Origin of the sequence: Gymnodinialimonas mytili, assembly GCF_037544085.1 — a bacterium.
Classification (GTDB): Bacteria; Pseudomonadota; Alphaproteobacteria; order Rhodobacterales; family Rhodobacteraceae; genus Gymnodinialimonas; species Gymnodinialimonas mytili.
Genome location: NZ_JBBIFW010000001.1, coordinates 1,444,218 through 1,465,980 on the forward strand (window position 1 = coordinate 1,444,218; position 21,763 = coordinate 1,465,980).

26 protein-coding genes are annotated in these 21,763 nt (G+C 58.4%); 11 read left to right on the forward strand and 15 right to left on the reverse strand.

The window, feature by feature from the left end; all coding sequences use genetic code 11:
• Nucleotides 1-76 precede the first annotated feature (76 nt).
• The 9 genes from V8J82_RS07120 to V8J82_RS07160 are packed head-to-tail and all read left to right on the forward strand — an operon-like array spanning nucleotide 77 to nucleotide 9,169.
• Complete coding sequence (locus V8J82_RS07120; RefSeq protein ID WP_339974550.1) at nucleotides 77-580, forward strand: flagellar basal body-associated FliL family protein; 504 nt, start codon at nucleotides 77-79, stop codon at nucleotides 578-580.
• Nucleotides 581-1,078, forward strand: a complete 498-nt coding sequence (locus V8J82_RS07125) for a DUF6468 domain-containing protein (protein ID WP_339973617.1) — start codon at nucleotides 581-583, stop codon at nucleotides 1,076-1,078.
• A 3-nt stretch (nucleotides 1,079-1,081) separates the two neighbouring features.
• The gene (locus V8J82_RS07130) at nucleotides 1,082-1,699 is read left to right on the forward strand and encodes a MotE family protein (RefSeq protein ID WP_339973619.1); all 618 of its coding nucleotides are present in this window, start codon (nucleotides 1,082-1,084) and stop codon (nucleotides 1,697-1,699) included.
• A gap of 42 nt (nucleotides 1,700-1,741) precedes the next feature.
• The gene (motA, locus tag V8J82_RS07135) at nucleotides 1,742-2,608 is read left to right on the forward strand and encodes a flagellar motor stator protein MotA (protein ID WP_339973621.1); all 867 of its coding nucleotides are present in this window, start codon (nucleotides 1,742-1,744) and stop codon (nucleotides 2,606-2,608) included.
• A gap of 2 nt (nucleotides 2,609-2,610) precedes the next feature.
• Nucleotides 2,611-4,803, forward strand: a complete 2,193-nt coding sequence (locus V8J82_RS07140; protein ID WP_339973624.1) for a hypothetical protein — start codon at nucleotides 2,611-2,613, stop codon at nucleotides 4,801-4,803.
• Between the two features lie 49 nt (nucleotides 4,804-4,852).
• A complete protein-coding gene (gene flhA / locus V8J82_RS07145) occupies nucleotides 4,853-6,934 on the forward strand; it encodes a flagellar biosynthesis protein FlhA (protein ID WP_339973626.1) in 2,082 nt (693 codons plus the stop codon).
• Nucleotides 6,931-7,701 carry a flagellar biosynthetic protein FliR gene (locus tag V8J82_RS07150; protein WP_339973628.1) on the forward strand — a complete coding sequence of 257 codons (771 nt, stop codon included), beginning with the start codon at nucleotides 6,931-6,933 and terminating at the stop codon, nucleotides 7,699-7,701. Before flhA ends, V8J82_RS07150 begins: the two co-directional genes overlap by 4 nt.
• On the forward strand, nucleotides 7,701-8,789 hold the full coding sequence (gene flhB / locus V8J82_RS07155; RefSeq protein WP_339973630.1) for a flagellar type III secretion system protein FlhB: 1,089 nt from the start codon (nucleotides 7,701-7,703) through the stop codon (nucleotides 8,787-8,789). The genes V8J82_RS07150 and flhB overlap by 1 nt, the downstream gene beginning before the upstream one ends.
• Nucleotides 8,786-9,169 (forward strand): hypothetical protein, encoded by a 384-nt coding sequence (locus tag V8J82_RS07160; RefSeq protein WP_339973632.1) that lies wholly within the window; start codon nucleotides 8,786-8,788, stop codon nucleotides 9,167-9,169. The genes flhB and V8J82_RS07160 overlap by 4 nt, the downstream gene beginning before the upstream one ends.
• Nucleotides 9,170-9,174: 5 nt before the next feature.
• Here V8J82_RS07160 and V8J82_RS07165 read toward each other — a convergent pair whose 3' ends face one another.
• Genes V8J82_RS07165 through V8J82_RS07205 form a run of 9 tightly spaced genes read right to left on the reverse strand, consistent with a single transcriptional unit; the run spans nucleotide 9,175 to nucleotide 13,756 of the window.
• The gene (locus tag V8J82_RS07165) at nucleotides 9,175-9,717 is read right to left on the reverse strand and encodes a flagellar basal body-associated FliL family protein (protein ID WP_339973634.1); all 543 of its coding nucleotides are present in this window, start codon (nucleotides 9,715-9,717) and stop codon (nucleotides 9,175-9,177) included.
• Nucleotides 9,718-9,740: 23 nt separating this feature from the next.
• Nucleotides 9,741-10,472 (reverse strand): flagellar basal body L-ring protein FlgH, encoded by a 732-nt coding sequence (flgH, locus tag V8J82_RS07170; RefSeq protein WP_339973636.1) that lies wholly within the window; start codon nucleotides 10,470-10,472, stop codon nucleotides 9,741-9,743.
• Nucleotides 10,469-10,888, reverse strand: coding sequence for a flagellar basal body P-ring formation chaperone FlgA (flgA, locus tag V8J82_RS07175; protein ID WP_339973638.1), 420 nt, complete (start codon nucleotides 10,886-10,888; stop codon nucleotides 10,469-10,471). The genes flgH and flgA overlap by 4 nt, the downstream gene beginning before the upstream one ends.
• Nucleotides 10,888-11,673, reverse strand: a complete 786-nt coding sequence (flgG, locus tag V8J82_RS07180; RefSeq protein ID WP_339973640.1) for a flagellar basal-body rod protein FlgG — start codon at nucleotides 11,671-11,673, stop codon at nucleotides 10,888-10,890. Before flgG ends, flgA begins: the two co-directional genes overlap by 1 nt.
• 19 nt (nucleotides 11,674-11,692) lie before the next feature.
• Nucleotides 11,693-12,415 carry a flagellar hook-basal body complex protein gene (locus tag V8J82_RS07185; protein WP_339973643.1) on the reverse strand — a complete coding sequence of 241 codons (723 nt, stop codon included), beginning with the start codon at nucleotides 12,413-12,415 and terminating at the stop codon, nucleotides 11,693-11,695.
• 3 nt (nucleotides 12,416-12,418) lie between these two features.
• Entirely contained in the window at nucleotides 12,419-12,685 is a 267-nt protein-coding gene (locus V8J82_RS07190; RefSeq protein ID WP_439650037.1) for a flagellar biosynthetic protein FliQ, read from the reverse strand.
• 4 nt (nucleotides 12,686-12,689) lie between these two features.
• Nucleotides 12,690-12,974 (reverse strand): flagellar hook-basal body complex protein FliE, encoded by a 285-nt coding sequence (fliE, locus tag V8J82_RS07195; RefSeq protein ID WP_339973645.1) that lies wholly within the window; start codon nucleotides 12,972-12,974, stop codon nucleotides 12,690-12,692.
• Between the two features lie 26 nt (nucleotides 12,975-13,000).
• Nucleotides 13,001-13,393 (reverse strand): flagellar basal body rod protein FlgC, encoded by a 393-nt coding sequence (gene flgC / locus V8J82_RS07200; protein WP_339973647.1) that lies wholly within the window; start codon nucleotides 13,391-13,393, stop codon nucleotides 13,001-13,003.
• Nucleotides 13,394-13,402: 9 nt separating this feature from the next.
• A complete protein-coding gene (locus V8J82_RS07205; protein WP_339973649.1) occupies nucleotides 13,403-13,756 on the reverse strand; it encodes a FlgB family protein in 354 nt (117 codons plus the stop codon).
• Between the two features lie 98 nt (nucleotides 13,757-13,854).
• Between V8J82_RS07205 and V8J82_RS07210 the strand changes: the two genes are divergently transcribed.
• Nucleotides 13,855-15,180 carry a FliI/YscN family ATPase gene (locus V8J82_RS07210; RefSeq protein ID WP_339973651.1) on the forward strand — a complete coding sequence of 442 codons (1,326 nt, stop codon included), beginning with the start codon at nucleotides 13,855-13,857 and terminating at the stop codon, nucleotides 15,178-15,180.
• 39 nt (nucleotides 15,181-15,219) lie between these two features.
• Here the strand turns inward: V8J82_RS07210 and V8J82_RS07215 are convergent, their stop codons facing one another.
• The 6 genes from V8J82_RS07215 to V8J82_RS07240 form a co-directional block, all read right to left on the reverse strand.
• Nucleotides 15,220-16,695 (reverse strand): DUF1217 domain-containing protein, encoded by a 1,476-nt coding sequence (locus V8J82_RS07215; protein ID WP_339973654.1) that lies wholly within the window; start codon nucleotides 16,693-16,695, stop codon nucleotides 15,220-15,222.
• Nucleotides 16,692-17,096 carry a flagellar biosynthesis repressor FlbT gene (gene flbT / locus V8J82_RS07220; protein ID WP_339973656.1) on the reverse strand — a complete coding sequence of 135 codons (405 nt, stop codon included), beginning with the start codon at nucleotides 17,094-17,096 and terminating at the stop codon, nucleotides 16,692-16,694. Before flbT ends, V8J82_RS07215 begins: the two co-directional genes overlap by 4 nt.
• Nucleotides 17,093-17,467 (reverse strand): flagellar biosynthesis regulator FlaF, encoded by a 375-nt coding sequence (gene flaF, locus V8J82_RS07225; RefSeq protein ID WP_339973658.1) that lies wholly within the window; start codon nucleotides 17,465-17,467, stop codon nucleotides 17,093-17,095. Before flaF ends, flbT begins: the two co-directional genes overlap by 4 nt.
• A 122-nt stretch (nucleotides 17,468-17,589) precedes the next feature.
• Nucleotides 17,590-19,119, reverse strand: a complete 1,530-nt coding sequence (locus tag V8J82_RS07230; protein ID WP_439650048.1) for a flagellin family protein — start codon at nucleotides 19,117-19,119, stop codon at nucleotides 17,590-17,592.
• A 218-nt stretch (nucleotides 19,120-19,337) separates the two neighbouring features.
• Complete coding sequence (locus tag V8J82_RS07235; protein ID WP_339973662.1) at nucleotides 19,338-19,682, reverse strand: hypothetical protein; 345 nt, start codon at nucleotides 19,680-19,682, stop codon at nucleotides 19,338-19,340.
• Complete coding sequence (locus V8J82_RS07240) at nucleotides 19,679-19,972, reverse strand: rod-binding protein (protein WP_339973664.1); 294 nt, start codon at nucleotides 19,970-19,972, stop codon at nucleotides 19,679-19,681. The genes V8J82_RS07235 and V8J82_RS07240 overlap by 4 nt, the downstream gene beginning before the upstream one ends.
• A gap of 110 nt (nucleotides 19,973-20,082) precedes the next feature.
• On the opposite strand from V8J82_RS07240, the gene V8J82_RS07245 reads away from it, so the two are divergent.
• Complete coding sequence (locus V8J82_RS07245; RefSeq protein ID WP_339973666.1) at nucleotides 20,083-21,759, forward strand: flagellar hook-length control protein FliK; 1,677 nt, start codon at nucleotides 20,083-20,085, stop codon at nucleotides 21,757-21,759.
• Nucleotides 21,760-21,763 lie beyond the last annotated feature (4 nt).

Here is a 21,763-nt window from a genome sequence, read left to right on the forward strand (position 1 = left end):
TAGACCGCTCAGGCTTAACAATCGGTTAGTGCCTTGGCGCTAAAACGATGAAGAACGGAACTAGATCGTGAGCGACATGGACGAAAACGCAGAGCTTGAAGAGGCGCCCAAGAAGAAGGGCCTACTCGTGCCGCTTGTTCTCGGAGTAATTCTGGCCGCGGCAGGCGGTGGGGGCGGATTCTGGGCCGTGACCTCTGGCCCTTTGGCCGCCGCGCCTGCCGCAGAGGCGCCTGAAGACACGGCTGAATATGACGCATATGAAGCCAGCGGCAGCTCCGTCGATGTCGCTTTTGTCGAACTGGAAACCCTGGTCATCACCCTTGGCGCCGAAGGATCGAATCGCAATTTGATCTTTACCGCCGCATTGGAGGTGCGCCCGGAATACATGGAAGAGGTGACCGAGCTGTCGCCGCGGGTTTTGGATGTTTTGAACTCCTATCTCCGCGTGATCTCCATCGCAGAGTTAAGCGAACCCACCAGCCTGGCCCGGCTGCGCGCACAGATGCTGCGGCGCATCCAGGTCGTCACGGGCACAGGCCGGGTTCGTGATCTTCTCGTAACGCAATTCGTGGTGAACTGAATGAACATTTTGATGACCTATGGCGCCGATGCCATTGTGATCTTCGCCAGCCTCGGCGCTATGGTCTACTGCATGATCCTTTCTCGGCGATTGTCGCGATTAACCAGTTTTGACAAAGGGTTGGGCAGCGCCATCGCGGTAATGTCGAGCCAGGTCGACGAGATGAAAGCGGCCCTCAAAGAAGCCAAGGCAGGGTCGGATGGCGCCGGTCAACAGCTCCACGACCTTGTACATCAGGCCCGCGAGATCTCGTCCGAGCTGGAGATGATGATCGCCGCCTGCCATGACTTTGCGGAAGAAGCGATCACTGTCCAAAGCACTGACGATCCCGAGCCATCTGAGATCGAGGAAATGGCCGAGCAAGAGCCGCCCCGATCGGAAGACGACACCGATACGGCTGAGCCGGTTTTTGGATCAAGGCGCGCGGAACGTCAGCCAGAGCCATCCGATGACAAGGTTCAACCCTTGTTCCGTCGGCGTGCCGGTCAATCGGGGTAGAAGATGGCACTTTCAACGACCCCAAAACGCTGGCGGCGTGGCGGATTACTGGCGCTGCTGGGCGCATTGTTCGCGGTATCCGTCGTCTTGCGCGTCGGCAACATGGATTTCGACTTTGTGCCAGCGGCGGAGGCCTCCGACCCGGCGCCGATGGGGTCAGTCGTAGGGCCTACGGCGCCAATCCGCGCAGCCCTCGACGAAGTCACCGCCCTGCGTGATCGTTTGGCCGCGCGTGAGACCGAGTTGGATAATCGCGAACGGGCCGTGCAAGCGGCGCAAGCCTTGGTTGAGGCACAGCTGGCCGAGCTGGAGGCGGCCGAAACACGGCTTGAAGGGCTGATCCAGATTTCTGATCAAGCCGCCGAAAACGACTTGGCGCGGTTAACGGATGTCTATGTGACGATGCCGCCCGAAGAAGCCGCCGCTTTGTTTGCACAGATGGCGCCCAGCTTCGCCGCCGGGTTTCTATCGCGCATGAGCCCTGAGGCCAGCGCGGCGATCATGTCGGAAATGGAGCCGGAGGATGCCTATGCCGTGTCGATCGTCATCGCCACGCGCAATGCTACGGCACCGACAATCGAAGAACCGTCCGAACCGAGTGACGCGGATACCGAATCTTAAATTTTTAGCATCACTGATGAGAGCACCGCAGGAGAACCCGCTATGCTTGGAATTGTTGGAATTGTTGTCGTCCTAGGAATGGTCTTCGGGGGCTATAAGCTCGCCGGCGGAAAATTCGGGATCATCATCAAGGCATTGCCTTTTGAGATGATGATGATCTGCGGTGCTGCGATCGGCGCCTTTCTGATTTCAAACGATAAAGGCACGATCAAAGGTACACTAAAGGGCCTGGGGAAGGTCTTTAAAGGCCCGCAATGGAAGGATGAGGATTATCGCGACCTTCTTTGCCTGCTTTTCGAACTAATACGATTACAGCGGCAAAACGCAGTCGCAGTGGAAGAACATATCGAGAACCCCGAAGGGTCGGATATCTTTGGGCGCTATCCCAAAATACTCGCCGATCACGAAGCGGTCGAACTGATCTGCGATACGATGCGCTCAGCAGCCATGAACTACAATGACCCGCATCAAGTCGAAGAGGTGCTCGACAAACGGCTTGAACACAATCTGCATCACGCGATGCATGCAAGCCACGCGACACAAACAATGGCGGATGGTTTGCCAGCGCTGGGGATCGTTGCGGCCGTTCTGGGTGTGATCAAGACAATGGCTTCGATTGACCAACCACCTGAAGTGCTCGGCGGATTGATCGGCGGCGCGCTTGTCGGCACCTTTCTGGGCGTGTTCTTGGCCTATGGGTTCGTGGGGCCGTTCGCATCAAAGATGCAGGGTGTCATCGAAGAAGATCATCAGTTTTACTTGATGATCCGCGAAGTGCTCATCGCCAATCTGCACAACCATGCAACGAACATTTGTATCGAGGTCGGTCGGCAAAACGCCCCCCATCATGTGCGGCCGGGCTTCAACGATCTGGAAGAGGCGCTGCGCGACCTCAAACAAGTGGCGTAGCCATGCGCGCACTCACGTTGGGCATCGCGATCGGGATATGTCTGGGCGGGCCAGGTTTGGCCCAGACGATTCCAATACAATCGGGGGATCACGCCGGGTTCACCCGGCTGGTCTTGCCGATCGGTGGAAATCGCGATTGGTCGTTGCAGCGCATTGACGACACTGAGTGGGCGCTGGAATTGATGCCGTCTGTCGACGGTTTTGATACGTCGCAAATATTCAATTTAATTCAACGTAACCGGCTCGCGGATGTCACGACAGAGGATGGGCTTTCGCTATCTTTGGCCTGCAATTGCACCGTGACCGCCTTTCGGTATGACACGCGTTTCTTGGTTGTCGACATCGCCGACCCGGAGCCCGATGCACCGGCTGCCGAACTCGAAGAGGCACGCGCGGCAGAACGCGCGGCGGCAGCTTCGGCACTGCCAAACCTTGCGCAGCTCCTGCCCGGACGTGCCGTGCAAGGCTTTGACCCAGAGATCGCAATGTCCGATCCCGGTCAGATCCCAGATCAGCCGGTTGCAGAAGAGCCAGCGCCGCTTGAAACCGCGACAGCAGCGGATCTGCCTCGGCAAGACATACCCAATCCGCGCATTGCCGAAGCCGCAGAGATCATGGCGGAACAGCTGGCGCGTGCGGCGGCGTCCGGTTTGCTGGATGCCGCACTCGACCAGCCACTTACCGTGGCCGACCCGGTCGCCGAGCCCTTGCCAACTGAGATCCCTGAATTTGCGCCAAATCCTGAGGAACCGGGCGCGGAGGACATGGCGGAGAACATCCCTGATACGCCGGATCTGTTTCCGACAGGACCTTTGCCGATCCGTGCGGAAAGCGCCTTGGATGCCGGCCTGAATATTGAGCTTTCACGGCCCACGAGGGCGGTGCCCGGATCATGTACCGGTGCGACCTTCAACATACGCGACTGGGCCACCGGAGCCGGATTTGAACAGGATCTTGGCGAGTTAAGGGACGGGCTTTACGACGAGCGAGACAATCTTGTTCTTTCAATCGCCGAAGATCTCGCGCGTCACTACATCTATTACGGTTTCGGCGCCGAAGCGATATTCTGGTTGGATCAAATTCCCGAAGCGCCGCTCGACCTTCGCTACGTGGCAGCGCTCCTGGACGGTGCTGAGCGCACGGGTTTTCCAAGCGTAACCGTTCCATCGGATTGTTCTGACGGAGAACTGCTCTGGCGGTACCTCGCCAACGCGGTGGAGCCAGATTTGTTGCCAGAAGAGGTTGATGCCGTCCAGCGGGGCTTCCATGCGCTGCCCCCCTCGCTGCGCGACCATATTGGACCGTCCCTCGCACGGCGTTTTCATAGCGACGATGAGGTTTCGGCAACCCGCAATGTGCGTGAGGCATTGCATCGTGGTGGACGCCTTGATGCGGCGGTTCTGCGGATTCTCGACATCGATATCGATATCGCCCCCGACCGATCGCCGGATGAAACGCGAATAGCCCTGGAGGAAGCCGTGAGAGACGATGGCGGAGACCCGGTAACGGTTATGGCGCGAGCATTGTTGTTCGATCGGATGAACGGGACTTTGCCATCACCAGATCGATTGGTCGCGGCAGAGGCCTTGTTGCGTGAAACTGGCCCCGGACGTGCCTCAGACGAATTGTGGCGCGAGGCTTTGATCGGATATGCCGCAATTGGTCAGATCGATCGCGCGCTCGAAATGCTCACAAGCGCGAACCACGGCGCTGAAGCGCGCAATGAAGCGCTTACCGATCTAATCGCAGAGCGCGTTTCCGTCGGTGATATTGCTGCATTGGTGATCCTCGCCTACCGCTACGGCAACGAATGGCAGCCCGTCGGATCAGAGGCACGGCGCGCACAGCTTAATGCGATTGCAGTGCTGCGAGAGGCCGACCTTTTTGTCGCGGCTGATATTCTGCGCGATACAAGACAGCCTCTGATCCTCCCCTTGACGGAGAGTGAGCCGTCGGAGGTGCCAAATCCTGCGCAGCAAGCCTGGCGAGAACGGAACTGGTCCGAATTGGCGGAGACGGGGCGGGGCGTCCATGCCGACATTGCGAACTACATGCTGCGCCTGACGGATCCGGTTGGGCTCCCAGATATCGCAGAGCCCGTAGATCTGACCGGCCTGAACAGCTCGGTATCTGAAAGCCGCGACCTTCGCGCGGCGATAAACGCAATCCTGGATCAACCCGCACCCACGGAATGACCCACTCAAACACAAAACCACCGGCCAGAATCGGTAGGGGGGACGATACATGAAAGCGAGCACGCTTTTTCAACCAACGATCCTGTTTGCACTCGCGCTGATGGCAGTGATCATCATGATGATCCTGCCGGTGCCATCCTTCATCCTGGATCTCGGATTGGCTGCGTCGTTCGGGTTGGCCATCCTGATCTTCACGGTCACGCTCTTTATCGAAAGACCGCTCGATTTCTCGGCCTTTCCCACGATCCTTTTGGCATCGCTGATGTTGCGCCTGTCCCTCAATGTATCCTCGACAAAGCTGATCATCGGGCAAGGCCACACGGGCACGGACGCGGCAGGCGGTGTGATCGAAGGCTTTGCGATGTTTGTGATCGGCGGGTCGGTCGTGATGGGGCTCGTCATCTTTTGCGTCCTGCTGATCGTGAACTTCATGGTGATCAACAAAGGTGCCGCGCGGATGGCAGAAGTTGGCGCGCGCTTTGCACTGGACGGTATGCCAGGCAAGCAGCTTGCCATCGACAGCGACATGGCCGCTGGCGCGATTGATCACACCGAAGCGAAAGAGCGGCGCGAACGGGAACAAGCGGAAACCACGTTTTTCGGCTCGCTCGACGGGGCGTCAAAATTTGTAAAGGGCGACGCGATCGCAGGCCTTCTGATCACGTTGTTGAACTTGGTGGTGGGCCTGATCATCGGCACCACAATCCACCAAATGCCGCTGGGGCAAGCCTTTGAGACCTATTCGATCCTGACGATCGGAGATGGATTGGTAAGCCAGATCCCGGCCGTCATCATCGCGATCGCCTCGGCCCTTTTACTGGCGCGGGGGGGCGCAACTGGGGCCACAGATACCGCGTTGTTGTCGCAGTTGGGCAAGCACCCGTCCGCGCTGGCGACTGTTGGTGTGTTGATGGGCATCTTTGCGATGGTCCCGGGCCTGCCGTTTTTGCCGTTCATGCTGGGCGCGGTCGCGCTTGGAACCGCCGCCTGGTTCAGAAGCCGAGCGCTTGAAACCGAGAAAGACGCGGCGGCATTGCCGGAACCCACAGAGACCTCGGAGCCGACAAAAGAAACCACGGGCGATCTGCTCGATCTGGATGACATCCATATCGAGTTCTCACCCGATCTGGTTGCGTTGGCCCTGGACCCGGCAACGGGGCTGGACGCGCGCATCCGCAATATGCGTGAGCATATCGCGCGCACATTCGGGGTGATCCTGCCCGAAATGCGGCTGACGGATCGTGGTGATCTGCCGCCAGGAACATATTCGATCCGCCTGCTCGGTGTGGAACATGCCAGCGCGCGGCTGAAACCGGGCTTGGTTCTCATGCTCACGCAGGAAGGCGCCATTGATCTGCCGGATGGCGAAGAGACCTCGGAGCCCGTTTATGGCGCTCCGGCGCGTTGGATCTCGCCCTCGGACCGGGAGCGCGCAGGGCTTGCTGGCATGACGGTCGTGACACCCTCGGAGGTGCTCGCCACGCATCTTTTAGAGGTTTTGAAGCAGAATCTATCGCGATTGCTGACCTTCAAAACACTTCAGCGCCAGCTTGATGCTTTCGTCACCCTGACAGATGGCGCCAGAAGCGAAGAGAACCGGCGCCTTCTGGATGAGATGGTTCCCGACAAAGTGCCGTTGGATTTGTTACACACCATTTTGCGTCTTCTTCTATCAGAACAGGTCTCGATCCGGAACCTACCGCTGATCCTCGAGGCGATTTCCGAGGCGCGAGGCTCGTCAAACCAAGCCGAAATGATTTGCGAGCATGTGCGGCAACGGCTTGGCTTTCAGTTGATTGCAGAGATGAAGCGTTCGGACGGCACGCTGCCTCTGATCCAATTGGCCGGGGAATGGGAAGACGTCTTCCTGCGCTACCAGATCGGCGGAGAGGGCGGGCTGCCCGAAATCGCCCTGCCGCCAGATGAGTTCAACTCGCTGGCGCGATCGGTAAACGAGAAAGTGGCCAAAGCCAGCGAAAGCGGCACATATCCCGCCATTGTCACATCCGCCTTGCGGCGCAGGTTCCTTCGTACGGTTTTGTCGGCGCGCGGTATCCCTAACCCAGTTTTGTCATTCGAGGAAATTGGATTAGAGGCGAAACCCGCGCTTGTGGGGTTGGCCGCCCCATGACGGACGTCTTGATCCAAGTCCTTGACCTTTCACAGATCTATCTGTTTGCGGCTGTCGGCGTGTTTCTCCGTGTCGGCGCTTGCTTTTTGGTCTTGCCTGGGTTGGGTGATCAAATGATCCCGGTTCGCGTTCGTTTGGGCGCAGCGCTGGCTTTCACCGTTTTCCTAACGCCGGCCTTAATCCCCGAATTGGGTACGAGCGGGACGCTACCAGCGATCCAGGCTTTCTTCTCTGAAACGATATCCGGATTGATCATCGGCTTTGCGCTGCGATTTCTGGTCCATGCCCTACAAGTCGCAGGAACGATTGCCGCACAATCCACTTCGCTGAGCCAATTGTTGGGCGGTGCAACACCTGATCCGCTTCCCGCGATGGGGGCCATTCTGATGCTGGCTGGCGTGACATTGGCCGTCATCTCCGGCTTGCATGTTCACTTGGTGGCGACGTTCCTCAGATCTTACACATTGCTACCCTTTGGCCAACTGCCTGGCCCGCACGACCTTGGCGGGTGGGGTGTGGAGCAGGTGGCCCAAAGCTTTGCCTTGGCTATGTCGCTGGCCGCACCCTTCATGATTGCATCGCTGCTTTACAATGTCGCGCTCGGCGTCATCAACAAGGCCATGCCGCAGCTGATGGTGGCCTTTGTCGGTGCTCCGGCGATCACGCTCGGCGGTCTGGTTCTGTTGTTGATCTGCATTCCATTCATGCTTCCGGTTTGGCTTGACGCCTTTCAGGCCGCCCTGATCTCCCCATTGGGGGTGCGCTGATGGACGAGGAACAGAGCCCGGCCGATAAGCCACATGACGCTACGCCGAAGAAGCTGGAAGAGGCGCGCAAGAAAGGTGAGATCGTTCGATCCGCCGATCTGAACACCGCAATTGTGTATGCCGGGTTTCTGCTGGCGGGCTTTCTTCTGGCGCCTTGGGTGGCGGAGAACCTTGGACAATTGACCCATTTCACCCTTGGGCGCGCCGACACCCTAGCGCCGCTTATGCTGGGCCCCGGAGGGGATGGGCCAGCTGTCGGCTTGTTGGGGGGATCGCTGCTGGCGAGCGCGGTCCTTGCACTGGTCCCTGCCGCTTTGCTGCTGGTGGCGCTGATCGCGCAACGCGGCCTTTTGTTCACACCATCTAAACTTGCTCCGAAGCTGAGCCGGATCTCACCAATTGAGAACGCGAAGCAAAAGTTTGGCCCCCAGGGTTTGTTCCAGTTCGCAAAATCGGCCGCAAAGCTGGGGCTCGTATCGATCTTTCTGGGCCTGTACCTCTGGGCGCGCGCGGAGACCATCCTCGCCTCGCTATACGCGACGCCCGGTCAGATCCTTGAGCTTCTGGGCCGCGTCTCTCTTGATTTCTTGATCATGGTGGCAGGGCTGATGGGGATCATGGGAGGCGTGGAATGGCTTTGGGAATGGGGCCAGCTGCTGCAACGCAACCGCATGAGCCGACAGGAATTGATGGACGAAAGCAAAGCTTCCGAAGGCGATCCCTACCTCAAGCAAGAACGCCGGAGCCGTGGACAGGCCATTGCCATGAACCAGATGTTGTCTGATGTACCGAGCGCGGACGTCGTGGTTGTGAATCCGACACATTACGCGGTTGCGCTGAAATGGGATCGAGGCAGCGGTGGCGTACCGGTTTGCATTGCCAAAGGTGTGGACGAAGTTGCGCGCCAAATCCGTGAAGCCGCAGCCGAGAATGGTGTTCCGATTTACTCCGACCCACCCACGGCGCGGGCCATGCATGCCACGGTCAATCTGGGCGAGCCGATCCTGCCTGATCAATACAAAGCCGTCGCGGCGGCCATTCGTTTTGCAGACCTGATCCGGATAAAAGCGCGAGGGCGCCACAGATGACAACAGATCGCCGGTTATCCGACCTACGGAAGGTTGCCAATGTCCTGGCCGATCAAGCCCTGGGTCCAGTGACGCGTGCGGCGGCCAAGGTCCGCAAGATCGAAACACGCATCGCAGAGATCGCCGCCCACAGGGAAGCTTTGATCAAGTCAGCAAGCGATCCATCTGTTGCCGCCACAATGCTGCGCCAGGCGGATCGCTTGCGCGAAACGCAAGCCCAGGCTCTGACCCAATTAGCCGCAGCGCGCGCGGAGTGGGAAAAGGCACGCCATGCGGCGGCGCAAGCCGTAGGCCGCCGCCAAGTTCTAAGCGAGCTATCAAAGCGACGGGACGTGGAAGAAAAACGCGACGCCCTGCGGCGTCGCTTACGTGGCGATTGACGCGACTAGGCGTCTTGGCGCGTGAGATCCGTGATCAACACATCATAGACGACAGCTCGGCCCAGGATGCCTTCGGCTGCTTCCAACAATCCTTCACGCAAGGGCGCCATAGCGGCGGCCTCGGTAAAAATCCCATCGAAACCACCGGTATTGGCGTGTGCAAACATCACCCGCAGGAATGTATCGCGCAGCCTGGGTTCCTGCGTAAAAACAATCGAGCTTTGACCTGCCTGGGTTTCGATCGTGATACCCATCACCACCAGCGATCGGACGGAACCTTCACGCACAATGGGCACCACGAACTGGTTGTTCAGGCGAACATATTCGGTGTTTTCGTTGGCAGCTTCGACGCGGGGGAGCGTTTCCGGCGCCTCTTCATCGGCGTTTTCATACTCGTCGCTCTCACCCGTTTCATATGTATCATCGGCGGCCAGCTGTTCTTGCGGATCAGCCGTGGCCTCCTCAGCGCTTTCGCCGAGTATGAGACCGGCACCGACACCCGCACCGACACCCACAATCAGTAATATGATCGGCAATAACAGACGCATCACTATCGACTCCGAAGTTCAGGTTAGAAGGGCAGGATCGTATCGGCGATTTCTTGTCCGTAGCGCGGGCGCTGGACATCGGTGATCAAACCACGGCCACCATATGAAATACGGGCGGCGGCAATTCGGTCATAGGCCACCTCGTTTTGGCGAGAGATGTCCTCGGGCCGCACATAGCCTGAGACCAGAAGCTCTCGTATCTCGTTATTGACACGCACCTCTTGGCTGCCTTCGATCCGGACGACGCCGTTTTGAAGCACCTCGGTGATGGTGGCCGCCACCCGCAACGTCAGTTCCTCATTGCGGCGAACGGAGCCTTCGCCAGCAGATCTGCTGGTGGAGTCGAAATCCACCGCATCATCCAGTGTCGCTCCTTCGGTGAGCCGTTCATTGATCCGCTGGGGCAATCCGAACAGGTTCGGAATACTGAGCTCTTCCGAACCGCTACGCTCACGCTCAGAGGAGTTCTGAAATTCTGCGCTGTCATCGATTTCAATGACAACCGTCAGAATGTCGCCGCGGCGACTGGCACGGCGATCACCCAGCAACGAGGCGCGGCCCGAGGTCCAAAGTGATGCGCCCACGGCGCGATCCGGCACGTCACTTGCATCAGGCAGCGGGATCACATTCATCGCGAAAACTTCGTTGCCCGTGGTTGGCGAAGTGAGCTCTGGGGTCTGACCCACTTGGCTTAACCGTGCGCAGGCCGACAGGGACATCGCGCAAAGCGCGAGGAGGATAACGGTTCGGATCATCGATTGGGTCCAACGGTGACAAGGCCCGGCGAGGTTGCCGTGGCGGTAACGGTTTGACGGGAGCCAAGGTTCAGAACACGCAGGGCCTCGCCTGCGGCGGCGCGATCCAAGGCGCGCCCCTCTGTCATGACCAAAAGCCCGCCATGGTTGTAGCGGAGCGACACGATCTCGTTGCGTTCGACGATTGCGGGTGCGCGCAAATCGCCGGGGCGGATCGGGCGCCCGGGATAGAGATTGATGGCGGCCTCCATGCCAATCGCATCAGCCATATCTGTCAGGGCGCCGGGCGTGTCGGCGTCGCTCAAAGACACGTCGGACGGACCGATAAGCGTGGCGCCACGGATCGTGCCAGCCGCGATCACGGTATCTGCGCCCGCGGGCGCCGCCATAGCGAGGATCAGGATAATCCAGCGCATCAGCGGATCTGCGTTGTCGCGCCGAGCATCTGATCAGCGGCGGTGACAACCTTGGCATTCATTTCATAGCCGCGCTGCGCCTCGATCAGTTCCGAGATTTCTCGCACCGCATCGACCGAGCTTTGTTCGACAAATCCCTGACGCAGGGTCCCGATCCCATCAGTTCCGGGGTCGGCCGCAACGGGGGCGCCAGAGGCCGCGGTTTCAAGAAACAGGTTGGAGCCAATCGCTTCCAGCCCGCTGTCATTGGAGAATCCGACGAGATTGATCTGCCCCAATAGCTGCACATCGACCTCTCCGGCGAAGGCGGCGTAGACCTCTCCGTCGGCGTTGATCTGAATGGCGCGCGCATCCTCGGGAATGGTGATGCCCGGGTTCAACTCAAATCCGTCCGCCGTCACGATCAGACCATCCCCGGTGCGCTGAAGGGCGCCGTCGCGGGTATAGGCCGTGTCTCCAGAAGGCAGGGTCACCTCAAAGTAGCCGCGGCCTTCGATCGCCAGGTCAAGCTCACCGCCGGTGGCAGCGACGGTGCCCTGGCTCCAGTTGACGGTCACGGCGGAGGGCCGGACTCCGAGCCCGAGTTGAACACCGGCGGGTACAACCGAGCCATCAGATGCGCTGATTGCACCGGCGCGTGTGATCTGCTGATAGTGCAGATCTGCAAAGTCGGCGCGCCTCGGGCTGTAACCCGTGGTAGACATGTTCGCGATGTTGTTCGAGATCACTTCGACGCGCATCTGTTGCGCGCTCATGCCGGTGGCGGCGATATCAAGGGCTCTCATGCTCTATATCCTTTCTGGATCAACTGCGCTGCCCGACCGTGCGCAGGAAATCCCGCATCCGACCGTCTTCGGTTTCGACAAAGCTTTGGCCAAGCTCATAGGCGCGTTGGACTTCGATCATCCGCGCAATCTGAGCCACGGGATCGACATTTGATTGTTCAAGAAATCCTTGCAGCACTCGTCCGTTTTCGGCGGGCACGAAGCCGCTTTCTGCAGTGAACGCGACACCGGATTGGCGCGACAATTCAAGCGGATCAGCGGGTTGATAAAGTCCAATGACCGTGATGGGCTGACCGTCCGCCGACAGTGTTCCGTCCTGCGCCAGTGAGATCGATCCCGCGGCTGGCGGCACAAAAACCGGAGCGCCGCCCGCATCAAGCAGCATGTCGCCATCAGGTGTCACAAGCTCGCCCGCGTCGTTTCGAATGAAGTTCCCGGCCCGGGTCAGGGCTTGACCGCCGGGCGTTTCAATCAGGAAAAATCCTTCTCCCTCGATGGCGAAATCGAAGACCCCGCCGGTTTGATCCAAACCGCCCTGCTGCAGCGAAATGGACCGGCCCGCTGCGACCCCCATGCTGAGGCTCGGCGCGTCCCCACCGATGCGTGACACGTGCTCGGCAAAAACCAAACCTTCGGTCCGAAAACCCGTGGTTGAGGAATTGGCGATGTTGTTGGCCACGACAGCCATTTCGCGCATCAACCCCGACAACCGTGTCAGAGCGGTGTATCCAGGATTATCCATAGCTCATATCCCGCTGATAATTGGGATCAATGTGTCGGTGAAATAGGAGGTCAGGGATTGCGTCATGAACCCCATGGACGCCCAGAACACTACAACGATGGCCGCCAGTTTCGGCACGAATGTCAGCGTCATCTCTTGCACGCTTGTCAGGGCCTGAAAGAGACCCACGGCAATACCCGAGACCAGCGCCGCGGTCAGGATTGGCGTTGAAATCACAACGGAAATCCAAAGCCCCTGCCGCAACGTGTCGAAGAAAACCATCTCTTCCATCAGGTCAGACCGGCATCCGCAGGATTTCCTGATAGGCTTCGACCACACGGTCCCGAATGGTAACGGCTGTTTCCACCGCCAATTCGGTCTGAGCCAACGCGGTGACCAGTGAATGCGGATCCGCACCCGTGGTCATAGCCGCGCGCGCCTGCGCTTCACCCTGGGCCAAGGTGTCTGCGAACCCACTGACGGCCTGGGTGAAGATATCACCGCCATCGGCTGGCTGAGGTTGCTGCGTCAAGGGGGACGGCGCATAGCTGTGCGCCGCGAGTGTTTGGCGAATATCCATCCGGGATTCTCCTCAGAAGTGACGTGTTATCTGCGTAAGAGATCGTTCAACGATGACGACATTTGTCGGATCTGATCAAAGATCCGCAGGTTCGCCTCGTAGCTGCGTTGCGCCTCACGGGCGTCGGCCAATTCGATGACAAGATCGACATTCGACCCTTCGAAATGACCGGTTTCGTCGGCCATGGGATGGCCGGGTTCGTAGATGAGTGGAAGCTCGCTCCGGTCCAGGCGCACCGGCCCTGGCCGCACGGACCCTTCGGGCGCGTCCATGCCGCGTTCAACCTCAAAGCTAGTCACTTTGCGCTGGTAGCCCGGCGTATCCGCATTCGCGATGTTCTCGGATACGTGGGTCAGTCGCTGTGCCTGGGCCCGCATGCCGCTTGCCGCCACAGAAAGAGCATTGGAAAAATCCGTCATCGCAGCCTCCTATCGGCCGATACTGGTGCGCAGGATCGTCATGGCAGAGCCATAGATGCGCAGAGCGCGATTATGGGCACGCTGAGCTTCGATCCCGCGCAACATTTCAAATTCGAGAGAGACGGTGTTGCCATTCGGCGAGGCCGGCGTGCGCGCATCCAAGGTGCGAAACGGCATCTCGCCTTGACCCATACGGTTTTCCGCGGTCATCGCACGCCAGGTCTCGTCAAAATTTGCAATATCCCGTGCTCGATACCCAGGGGTATCCGCATTGGCTATATTCTGCGTCACAACGGCCTGACGGGCCGCGGAATGACGGGCAAGCCCGCCTGCAAGTTGAAATATGTCGAGCCTATCGAACATCAGGGCTTCTCCCATCTCGGCTACACGAAGGCTTAAGGGTGATTCCTTTACATTCAGTAATCGAAGCGCCGAGTTTCGCGCCCAACATGGATGGAACGATGACTGACACACGCTCGACCGACATATTCGATCAGCTTCGTGCACAGCTGCGGACAATCAAACCCGCGCGTACCGTTGGGCAGGTCAGTGCACTGGGGCGCGACTTCATTTCGGTGACCGGATTGGATCGTGTTGCGGCTCTGGGCGATCGCGTTCGCATTGGGGATACGATAACCGGTGAAATCTTGGCGATAGAGGCTGGCTGCGCACGCGTCATGCCCGAGGGTGCATCAGACGGTTTGCGGTTGGGGATGGATGTCACCCATTTGGGCCCGGCAGAAATATATCCAGATAACAGTTGGTTAGGTCGCGTTGTCGATCCCAATGGTGAGGCGATCGATGGCCGTGCATTGTTTCCGGGGCCGATATCCTATCCCTTACTTGCCAAACCGCCAGCTCCCGCAGAGCGGCGCGGGCTTGGCGCACGGCTGCAGACAGGTATGGCCATCTTTGACACGCTTTTACCGATTGTTCGCGGTCAGCGACTGGGCTTGTTCGCCGGATCGGGCGTCGGCAAATCCCACCTCACCGCATCGTTGGCCAGCGGAATGTCGGCAGATGTTGTCGTCATCGGCCTGATCGGGGAACGCGGACGCGAAGTACGCGATTTCGTAGCCGAAACCCTGGGCCCGGAGGGCTTGAAACGCGCCGTTGTCGTCGCGGCAACGTCCGACAGACCTGCGCTGACCCGTGCCCGCGCCGCATATGCGATGATGGCAATCGCCGAGTTCTTTCGGGACCAAGGCAAACAGGTCTTGGTTTTGGCCGATTCCATCACACGGTTCGCAGAAGCCCATCGCGACGTTGCCGCCGCCGCTGGGGAACCGTTCGGTCCCAATGGCTTTCCAGCATCCATGGCGCAGACGGTAATGTCGCTCGCCGAACGTGCGGGGCCAGGCGCGGCAAAGCAGGGAGATATCACTGCGGTCTTGTCCGTGCTTGTCGCCGGCTCCGACATGGAAGGCCCTGTCGCCGACGTCATGCGCGGGGTGTTGGATGGACATGTCGTCTTGTCGCGCGAAATTGCGGAACGGGGCCGCTATCCGGCTATTGACGTGTTACGATCTGTCAGTCGGTCGCTGCCAAAAGCTGCAACCGAGGACGAAAATGTATTGATTGGCCAAGCGCGTTCGCTGCTGGGTGCGTATGATCGAGCGGAGATGATGCTGCAAGCCGGATTGTATTCACCGGGATCGGATCCTCTGACTGACGGTGCGGTAAAGGTGTGGGCAGACCTCGACTCATTCGTTGGCGCCTCTGCCGGTACGTCAATTCAGAAGAGCTTCGAAAATCTTTCGAAAATCCTAGGCCCGGCAGCGGTGTAAGCCAAAGCACCCTGAAAACCTGAGCCCGTTGCGGTGTGGTTATGCCAAGTTCTGAAGCAAGGTAATTGCTGCGGCGCCACGGGTTGTTGCAGACGGTCCTTGCTGCAAAAGCGAATTGGCCGTGAAGGATCGGATCAGGACATCAATATTTCCAGGGTCGCTAAATTGACCGATGTCTGAACTCCCTAATACGCGTTGAGAGGCCTCACGGAATTCAACCAATTGTTGATCGAGATCCAGGCTGCCGACGGCTGCTGGTAGCGCAAAAGCCGTTTCAAAAACAGTGCGCAAAGGCGGGTTTCCCAGAATTGTCAACCAACCGGTCGTATCACTTGGGCTTGCTGCAATTGCTGGTAGCTCTCGCGTCAAATTCAACGCCAAGCGCATGTCTTGATCTTGCTCACCCACGGCGATCTCAAACTGCTGTCGATCAAATCTAGTTAGTATTTCATCGGCAAAGCTTGTGGTTTGCCAAGGTGGAAGAATATCACCGTCAAACCCAACCGCATCAGCGTAAAGATCCATCAGATCATCAATCCGACTCGTATCTGAAAACTGAGCCAAATCCGGAGACCCGAACGCGGCCTCCGCGCCGTCGCGCAAAGCAGCAAGCTGTTGGTCCAAGCTCATGCGATCAAAGGAACGCGAAATGCCGAACGCAGACGCAAAGACGTCGCGCAAGGCCGGATCCGTCACGACATTGACCCACTGCGCGGTATCGTTTTCCCCCGACAGAGCGATGCCAGCCAAACCCTGCGCTGCATCAAGTGACAACCGAAAGCTGTTTTCAGCCGCCTCAAGCTCTGCCGCAAATCCGATCCGATCGAGCCCACCGAGAACACCTGACGCAAAACCGGGTTCAGCGGTGCGAACGCCCTGATCTGAGCTAAAGCCGAATGCATTGACCAACTCTTTGTAGGCGGGGTTTTCCAATTGATTGGCGAGCGCAGATGGCGCGCTCGTGCCCTGATCGAACAGGTCTTTCAGAAAGGTCTTGTCAGGAAGATCTTCGAGCAGACCATATGATCCCAGCGCCATTCGAAGCAGACGCGTATCGGATAGCAAGTCATCAACGGTTTGGACGGAGTCGATATTTCTGCGAAAGTATTGCTCGTCGTTGAGTACGAGATCGACATTACTGGAGAGAGATGGATCAGCGATCTCTTTGGCTGATCCAAAACCGAACGCGTCGGAAAGTTGCTGATAACTCTTGTTCGCCAAACGGTTGGCTAGATCGGTGCGGTCATCCGTCCCCTGGCTTAGAACCTGCTCGATAAATGCCCGGTTCGGGAGATCATCTTGAAGACCATAGGCGCCGAGTGCCACGCGCATAAGGCGAAAATCACCAACCAACTCCTCGGCCGAGGACACCGACCCGATGTTCTCTTTGAAGTACTGCCGATCTGCGGCTTGACCCGCGGATTGTGAAAACCGCTCCTGTTGTGACTCAAGCGTCGATTGCAGGTATTGCCATCCGGCATATCCAGATAGCGGCAGAACAGGTTGAAATGTCATGCCCGTCCGGCTGCAATCAGCCGTTCCTCGCGCGCGAGCAAACCGCGTAGTGCTTTCAAAGATTGATAGACTTGTCCCTCGACAAGATGATCGGTCGCTTTGGCGAGCAATGAACGACTGTCGGCATCGGTGAAAACCTGACTCAACTGTTCCATACCACGGAGTAACTGGCTTTTCGCCTCGTCGAACTCTGCATCACCTGACAGCACGAGCTGTGCGATATAGCAGACACGACGCACCGGAGTGTTCGCCTCCTCGGGATGAATGGCGTCGCGCAGGCGCAGGATCTTCGCATCAGGCGTGACAATGGAGATCCGCGTCCGTCGATCACCGTTTTCGATGACGGCCCCGTTCACCAAAACGCGTTCCTTCGGGCCAAGTTTCAAAACAAGTCCACTCATGTCGTAGCTCCTTGTCCGCTGAGCCCGCGCATGACCGCGGTGTTGACATCAACAAGCGAGTCCAGAGCGTCGGCCTCCTTCAGAGCTTTGCTCGACTGCAAAAGTGAGAATTCGGCCAAATAGAATAATTGTGCCCTCAACGATTGCGGCAGCTTATTGTCTGCTCCAGCAATATCTCCGGCTATGATGGCCCAAAGCTTGCGATTTTTATCCAACGCCTCAGCGCGTTCGACCATCGACGCTTCGGGGCGACGCGCTTTGTTCAACAGCGCAGTGACTTTTTGAAATGCTGCATATTCTGTACCCCGGTCCGTCCGCACAGGTGTTGCTGCGGCATTATAGGCGGACTGGGCAAGCGAGGTGGAAATCACGGGTGTGCTCCTTGAGCTTTGCGCGGACGCACTCTTCGATTTTGGTGGGTCTGATCGGAAGAGCGGTCAAAAAATGTCGAATGAGCCGGGGCAAGAGGATCATGCCCCGGCTGCTGATAGGCTTATCGGAAGAGCGCCAAGATGTTCTGCGGCGCCTGGTTCGCGATCGACAGCGACTGGGTTGCGAGCTGCTGCTGCACCTGAAGGGCCTGCAAGCGCGCCGAGGTTTCTTCGAGGTCAGCATCGACCAGAGAACCAATACCCGACTTAAAGGAGTCGACCAGGGCACCGATGAACTCGGACTGCGTCTCAATCCGGCCCTGCACGGAACCAAAGGATGCGGCAGCATCAATCGAGTTCTGGATCAGCGTTTCGATGTTCTCGAGGGCTTTGTCTGCGCCCTCGCTGGTGCTCACATCAATGCCGTCCAGGCCCGCCAGGCCGCCAGTGACTACGGCGTCACCATCACCATCGTTCGCATTTGCAACGATCGTGGCCGTCTCATTCGTGCTGCCGCTGGTCGCGATGTTCAGGACCCATTCGCCACTGCTGTTCTGGTTCACCAGGGTCCGGATATCGGCATCCCCATCGGCATCAATGGCAGCTTTCAAGCCCTTTGCGACATCTTCCATAGTCTCACCACCGGAAGCGACATAGGTCGCAACCACACCGCCAGAGAGAGAGATCTGGTAGCCGTCGCCCTCGTTCACATTTGTCGCAGCGAGGGTGAAGGACTCGGCACGCTGATCGAGATCAACCGACGTAGCGCTCAGGGTACCAGCAGAGGCGCCACCTTGGGTCACGCTAATAGTGGTCTGCTCAAAGTCCCGGGTAGAAGCAAACTCAAGAGTGCCAGCGTTGTTGTTGACGGAGATACCCTCGATCTGAGCCGCATTAATGGCATCAGCAATCGACTGTGCCGCATCAGCTGCCGTCGCCGAAAGCTCACCAGCAGCAAAAGTGATCGAAGTCCCGCCAATGTTGAAGGCAAGCGAGTCAGCAGAGAAGTCACCCGTCAAACCGATGTCAGCGGCAGTTGGCACAGCAGCGCCATCATTGCGCACCGCAGCGCTGGAAATGGTTGCCGACGAAGCCGTAATGTTCGCCGACAGGTTGGTAGTAGTACCAGTGCCGAGCGAGCCCTCTTGCGTGGTCAGATCCTGACGATTGACGGTGATGTTCTCTGCGGTGACATCACCATTGTTGCTCCGATCAAGAGAGGAGAGAACATTCACATCCTCGGTGCCTTGAACGAGGTTCAGCCCGTTGAATTGCGCCGCGCCCACAACCGCGCCAATCTGGTCGCGCAGGGCGTCGATGTCTGCTTGAATCTTTTCGCGGTCAACATTGTCTTCCTGAGCCGAAACGATGCGACCTTTGATATCGTTCAGCAGGTCGGTGACGGTCTCAGACGCGTTCAAGGCCACGGCGACAGTCGACTCACCCAAGCTCAGGCTTTCCTGAATACCCTGGAAGCCTTTGACGTCAGATTCCATGACCTTCGAAATTGCCCAAACTGCCGAGTTATCGCTGGCGGATTCGACCTTTTTACCGGTCGAAATCTGCGACTGCGTGTCTTGCAGGCTGGAATTCACAGATTTCAGGGTCTGCAGCGCAACCATGGCGCTGTTATTCGTCAGAATGCTGGACATGATGTCCCTTTCTCTTTGCGTTTTCATGGCGTGGTCTTTTCACGCCGATCTGGACCACGGCCTGAAGCCGCGGAATGGAAACGTCTTTCTGACGCATGTGCCGTGTTGTGTTTGACGGCACGCCATCGTTGAGATGCAAACTCAGTTCTGGGATCAAAGGGTGAACATGGTCCTAACAGGCCAACCAGAACTACAGGCGATTTGATCTAAATCTATCGCTATTTCATACCAATTGTGCGTGATGCAGCGGATAGATCAGACGAACTGCGCCCCGACGCATCGTAAGTCGTCAACGCGGTATCTCGGACCTCTGACAACTTGGACCTCACTTGGGCAACACCCGATTGCGCCGCTTGAATGAGCTCTGCATTTCGGGCCGCCTTCGCCCGGAGCGCTTCTGCCTCGTCCCGCGATGCGCCGTGATTTGCCACGCGCAACAATGTCGCTTCCAAGCTCGGGGCCATATGTTCAAGACTGGTCAAATCGCCAGCCAAGAGGGCGGCGCGCTGATCGTCCAGCAAGCCGTGCAATTCTGTCGCGGGCGCTTTTCTAAGTCCCATCATTGGTTCGCCTCCTCACGGGCTAAAAGAGATTGAAAAATCGAATCGGCCAAGCCGAGGCCACCGCTGCGTGCAATGGCTTGTGCATGTTGAGTGCGCATCATTGAGGCGATTTGATCCTCACCAATGCCGCCACCAAAGCTTTCGCGGGCCTCGCCAAAACCTGCATGTTTCAGCATTTCGGCCAGAAAGGTTGCTTCAAGCTCGGTCGCAACTTGGCGCAGTCGCGCATGGGGATCAGTGTCGGCAGGTGCCGAGACCTGCGGGGCCGAAATCGGCAATGTCATCGTCATGGAATTCTCTCACATTTGACGGATATCGCCTGACATTCGCAGATGCCCGTAAAGAATTCGTAAGGGGCTTATGGGTTAACTGAGCGCAACGCATGACAAGGGGCGCCAGAATGGATGACCTGTTACGAACCATCGGGCAAAGTGGGCCAGCAGCGGCCCAGCGCGCAAATCGCGCCGGGTCCATGTCGGATCCCGACGGGTCTGAATTTGGCCGCTTTTTCAACGCCGCCGAAGCCGCATCGAGCGGCGATGGCGCACAAGATAGTGCAGGGTCGGACGCCATGGCAGCACATGGCGATGCGTCCGACCCGGAGACCCCGGATACCAGCGTCGCGAATGGATCAGATCTGGACATGGCAACGCCCGAAACGGATGTCGATGCGACGAGTTTCGACATCGGTGTCGGATCAACAGGCGTGCCGGACGCAATCGCCATCGCCGATACAAGCCCGCAACACTCCCGCAGCATATCTGAACAGGGCGATAGACCGATAGTGACAGATGCCCCAGCGATATCGAGTCCCACACAGCAGCGAAGCGCAGCGGGCATCGCGGACGAGAAGCCACGCGCAAACGATCTGGCGATATCGATCAGCGGCAAAGCCTCCGTGCGTGTCGCACAACAGCCAGGTCGACCGACCACCGAAAGCATAGCCCTACCGGACGCAGGCACCGAAGAGCCTTTGCAATCTGCGCCAGTGATCGACACGTCGGGCTCGGGCAATACATCGGACGGTGACAAGGTGGCGGTGGATGCGGGCAAACTGCCCGCGGCGCAGGTTGTTGCGGTTGAACGCCAGCAATCGGCGACGCCGCCGACAATCGGTACATCTGAACAATCTCAAGTCCCAAGGCCCGGTGACGCGCCGGTGCCGACGGGCACAGTCACCCCTGTTACCGAGGCAGATGGCGATCCGCTTCAGGTGCGGATCACACACGCTGCTCCATCGGGGCAACCTGAACAGACGCCCATGATGACTTCGACAACCGCGCGACAGATCGAGGGCGGCGTACAAGGCCAAACCATGATTCCGACCGCGCAGGTGACTTTAGGCCCTCAACCAATCTCTCCATCATCCGTGCTTGAGGCGGACATGGCCACATTAATCAAAGATTTTGAGGGCGGCTCGAGGGATACGGTCGCATTGCGCGTCGAGGCCGCGCCATTCCGGACAGGTGGCTGGATGATGGGCCCGCCCACTTATCCTGCGTTGCAAACGACACCCTTGTTTTCTGCAATAAGTGCAACGACCGGAGTTGAACCCGGCATCATACCAAACATGATCGCAGATATGGGAATGGAAACCTTGGCCATGACACAGATGTCGACGGCTTCCGTTGCCCCGGTTGCGTCTGGCCAGACCATGCCTGCGACAATTGCTTCCCCGATGGCATCCGTTATCGCACATCAGATCGCTGCGGCTCTGACCGATTCCTCGCGTGAGAGAGGTGCCCCATTAGAATTGGCGCTCGACCCTCCAGAATTGGGCCGTGTCCGCATGCAGGTCGCAGAGATAGCGGGCGTTATGACCCTGACAATTCACGCCGACCGCCCAGACACCGCCGACCTGATGCGGCGCCACCTGGATCTGCTGTCCCAGGAATTTGCTGAAGCCGGGCTCGATGCACCATCGGTGCGCATCTCGCAGGATGGCAGCGGGCAGAACGCTTCGCCGGGGGGCCACCCCGACACGCCAGGCCATATGAACGCGGAGACAGACATCGCGCCTGACACATCCGCCATCGTCACATTATCCGCGAATGGCGGACTTGATCTTAGATTGTAGGAGA

Bases quoted from the DNA above. Each gene is read 5' to 3' on its own strand.
- V8J82_RS07120 (WP_339974550.1), top strand. From the start codon at position 77: ATGGACGAAAACGCAGAGCTTGAAGAGGCGCCCAAGAAGAAGGGCCTA.
- V8J82_RS07125 (WP_339973617.1), top strand. From the start codon at position 581: ATGAACATTTTGATGACCTATGGCGCCGATGCCATTGTGATCTTCGCC.
- V8J82_RS07130 (WP_339973619.1), top strand. From the start codon at position 1,082: ATGGCACTTTCAACGACCCCAAAACGCTGGCGGCGTGGCGGATTACTG.
- motA (WP_339973621.1), top strand. From the start codon at position 1,742: ATGCTTGGAATTGTTGGAATTGTTGTCGTCCTAGGAATGGTCTTCGGG.
- V8J82_RS07140 (WP_339973624.1), top strand. From the start codon at position 2,611: ATGCGCGCACTCACGTTGGGCATCGCGATCGGGATATGTCTGGGCGGG.
- flhA (WP_339973626.1), top strand. From the start codon at position 4,853: ATGAAAGCGAGCACGCTTTTTCAACCAACGATCCTGTTTGCACTCGCG.
- V8J82_RS07150 (WP_339973628.1), top strand. From the start codon at position 6,931: ATGACGGACGTCTTGATCCAAGTCCTTGACCTTTCACAGATCTATCTG.
- flhB (WP_339973630.1), top strand. From the start codon at position 7,701: ATGGACGAGGAACAGAGCCCGGCCGATAAGCCACATGACGCTACGCCG.
- V8J82_RS07160 (WP_339973632.1), top strand. From the start codon at position 8,786: ATGACAACAGATCGCCGGTTATCCGACCTACGGAAGGTTGCCAATGTC.
- V8J82_RS07165 (WP_339973634.1), bottom strand. From the start codon at position 9,717: ATGCGTCTGTTATTGCCGATCATATTACTGATTGTGGGTGTCGGTGCG.
- flgH (WP_339973636.1), bottom strand. From the start codon at position 10,472: ATGATCCGAACCGTTATCCTCCTCGCGCTTTGCGCGATGTCCCTGTCG.
- flgA (WP_339973638.1), bottom strand. From the start codon at position 10,888: ATGCGCTGGATTATCCTGATCCTCGCTATGGCGGCGCCCGCGGGCGCA.
- flgG (WP_339973640.1), bottom strand. From the start codon at position 11,673: ATGAGAGCCCTTGATATCGCCGCCACCGGCATGAGCGCGCAACAGATG.
- V8J82_RS07185 (WP_339973643.1), bottom strand. From the start codon at position 12,415: ATGGATAATCCTGGATACACCGCTCTGACACGGTTGTCGGGGTTGATG.
- V8J82_RS07190 (WP_439650037.1), bottom strand. From the start codon at position 12,685: ATGGAAGAGATGGTTTTCTTCGACACGTTGCGGCAGGGGCTTTGGATT.
- fliE (WP_339973645.1), bottom strand. From the start codon at position 12,974: ATGGATATTCGCCAAACACTCGCGGCGCACAGCTATGCGCCGTCCCCC.
- flgC (WP_339973647.1), bottom strand. From the start codon at position 13,393: ATGACGGATTTTTCCAATGCTCTTTCTGTGGCGGCAAGCGGCATGCGG.
- V8J82_RS07205 (WP_339973649.1), bottom strand. From the start codon at position 13,756: ATGTTCGATAGGCTCGACATATTTCAACTTGCAGGCGGGCTTGCCCGT.
- V8J82_RS07210 (WP_339973651.1), top strand. From the start codon at position 13,855: ATGACTGACACACGCTCGACCGACATATTCGATCAGCTTCGTGCACAG.
- V8J82_RS07215 (WP_339973654.1), bottom strand. From the start codon at position 16,695: ATGACATTTCAACCTGTTCTGCCGCTATCTGGATATGCCGGATGGCAA.
- flbT (WP_339973656.1), bottom strand. From the start codon at position 17,096: ATGAGTGGACTTGTTTTGAAACTTGGCCCGAAGGAACGCGTTTTGGTG.
- V8J82_RS07230 (WP_439650048.1), bottom strand. From the start codon at position 19,119: ATGTCCAGCATTCTGACGAATAACAGCGCCATGGTTGCGCTGCAGACC.
- V8J82_RS07235 (WP_339973662.1), bottom strand. From the start codon at position 19,682: ATGATGGGACTTAGAAAAGCGCCCGCGACAGAATTGCACGGCTTGCTG.
- V8J82_RS07240 (WP_339973664.1), bottom strand. From the start codon at position 19,972: ATGACGATGACATTGCCGATTTCGGCCCCGCAGGTCTCGGCACCTGCC.
- V8J82_RS07245 (WP_339973666.1), top strand. From the start codon at position 20,083: ATGGATGACCTGTTACGAACCATCGGGCAAAGTGGGCCAGCAGCGGCC.